This is a genomic window from Patulibacter sp. NPDC049589 (genome assembly GCF_040675535.1).
GTDB lineage: Bacteria > Actinomycetota > Thermoleophilia > Solirubrobacterales > Solirubrobacteraceae > Patulibacter.
Map to the genome: position 1 here is coordinate 1 of NZ_JBFAPC010000324.1, position 1990 is coordinate 1990.

The following is a 1990-nucleotide window of genomic DNA, read 5'->3' on the forward strand; positions in this document are numbered from 1 at the left end:
GCTCGGGGGATGCGCGCGGCGAGGGGCTCGAGGTGTGCCTCGACGATCTCGTAGTAGGGCGTCGCCGCCGGCCTCGACCACGCCCACTCGCGCGGCATCGTCCACCGCGACGTCAAGCCCGGCAACGTCCTCCTGCAGTCCGCCGACGGCACCACGCCGTCGCCCGCGCCCCCGGCCGCCGCGCCGGCGTCGGGGTTCGCGCTCCCGCCCTTCCAGCGGGTGCTGCTGGCCGACTTCGGCCTGACGAAGGAGCTCGAGGAGGCCGGCGACCTCACCCAGACCGGGATGCTCCTGGGCTCCGCCGACTCCGTCGCGCCCGAGCAGATCGAGGGCCACGCGACCGACGGGCGCGTCGACGTCTACGCCCTCGGTTCGCTGCTCTACGTCGCGCTGACGGGGATCGCGCCCTTCCCCGGCGCCACGATGGCCAAGCTCTTCGCCCACGTCAACGGCGACCGGCCGCGCGTCGGCGACGCGTTCCCGTCGCTGCGCCAGTTCGACGCCGTCGTCGCCGCCGGCATGGCGATCGACCCGGCGGCGCGACCCTCGACCGCCGGCGAGCTCGCCGCGATGGCCCGCACCGCGCTGGAGCGCAGCGACGTCGACCCGCAGGCGACCGTGGCGTTCGAGGGCCCGTCCCCCGACGAGACGATCGCCTTGCGCCGCCCGCGGCCCGGCGCGGGTGCGGCCGGTGCCGCCGCCGGATCGGCCTGGCCGGCGACCCCCGCGGCCGGCAACCCCCGAACGCCGCCCGGCACCTCGCGCCCGATACCGCCCGGCCCCACGCCCCCGGCGCGGATGCGCGACGAGCCGACCCCGGCGGAGCCCCGCACCCGCGTGTCCCCGGCGGCGGCCCGGGCGCCGGAGCCGTCGTACCCGACGCCCGTGCCCGTCAACCGGCCGGCGGCCGCGCCGTACGTGCCGCGGAACGACCCGGGCGGACCGGGTCCCGGCGGCCCGGGCGACGACCGCGGACCGGGCGGCGAGCGGCCGTGGCTCGTGCCCGCGGTCGTCGTCGGCGGCCTCGTGGTCGCGCTGATCGTGGTCCTCGCGCTCGCGCTGCGCGGCGGGAGCGACGACGGCGGCGACCGGACGACGACGCGGAGCCCGTCCGCCGACGGCACGCGCACGACGAAGACCACCCGCAGCACCACCGAGCAGCCCGCCACCACGGACGAGGAGCGGCCCGCGACCACCGCGGAGCCGCCGCCCGCCACGACGACGACCGAGACCCCGGCGACGGACCAGGAGATCGCGGTCGACGGCGGCGGCCGGATCACCGCCGGCGCCGCGACGCGCGACTCCGCGGCCGGCACGCCGCTCGCGAAGACCGGCGTCGCCGCCGACTACGTGTCCGACGGCGACACCTGGCGGACCGTCGTCGCGCGGCCGGCCGACGGCTGGGAGGCCCCGACCAGCTCGTCGCAGGGCACCGGCCTCATCCGCCTGCGCCAGTCGGGCCCCGCGGGCCGGCTGATCCTCGTGGACTACACGCCGACGCAGGCCGCGTCGTTCGACACCACGAACGTCCTGGAGACCCTCCCGATCCCCGGCACGCCCGTCGGCGACGCCACGGGCTACCGCTTCAAGGACGGGCGGATCGGCTCGATCCCCGAGTGCTCGCGCCTGCAGTGCGTCGACGTGCCGCTGAACCAGAGCCCGAACGGGCCCGGCTGGGGCGTCCTCGTCGCGGCGCCCACCAAGGCCGAGGCCTGGGCGACCGCCGAGCGCGTCGCGCGGGCCACCGGGCCGTAGGCGGTCAGCCCGGCGGGACCCGGTCGCGGATCGCGACTGGTTGCGATCCGGCGTCGACGTGTGGCGCCGGAGCGCCACCGGCCCCGCCGCGCCGCGCGGTCGTCGATACTGCCGCGATGCGCGCGCGGCTCCTGCTCCCCCTCGCGGCGACCGCGGCCTGCCTGGCCGCGGCGCCGGGCCAGGCGTCAGCCGCGGCCACCAAGAAGTGCCCGGTCAGGGAGGGGCTCTACGCGAC

General features: G+C 78.4%; 1 pseudogene. It reads left to right on the top strand.

The window, feature by feature from the left end:
• Window positions 1–72: 72 nt before the first annotated feature.
• Window positions 73–1755, top strand: a pseudogene (locus AB0L40_RS27715) (serine/threonine-protein kinase); the annotation flags it as partial.
• Window positions 1756–1990 lie beyond the last annotated feature (235 nt).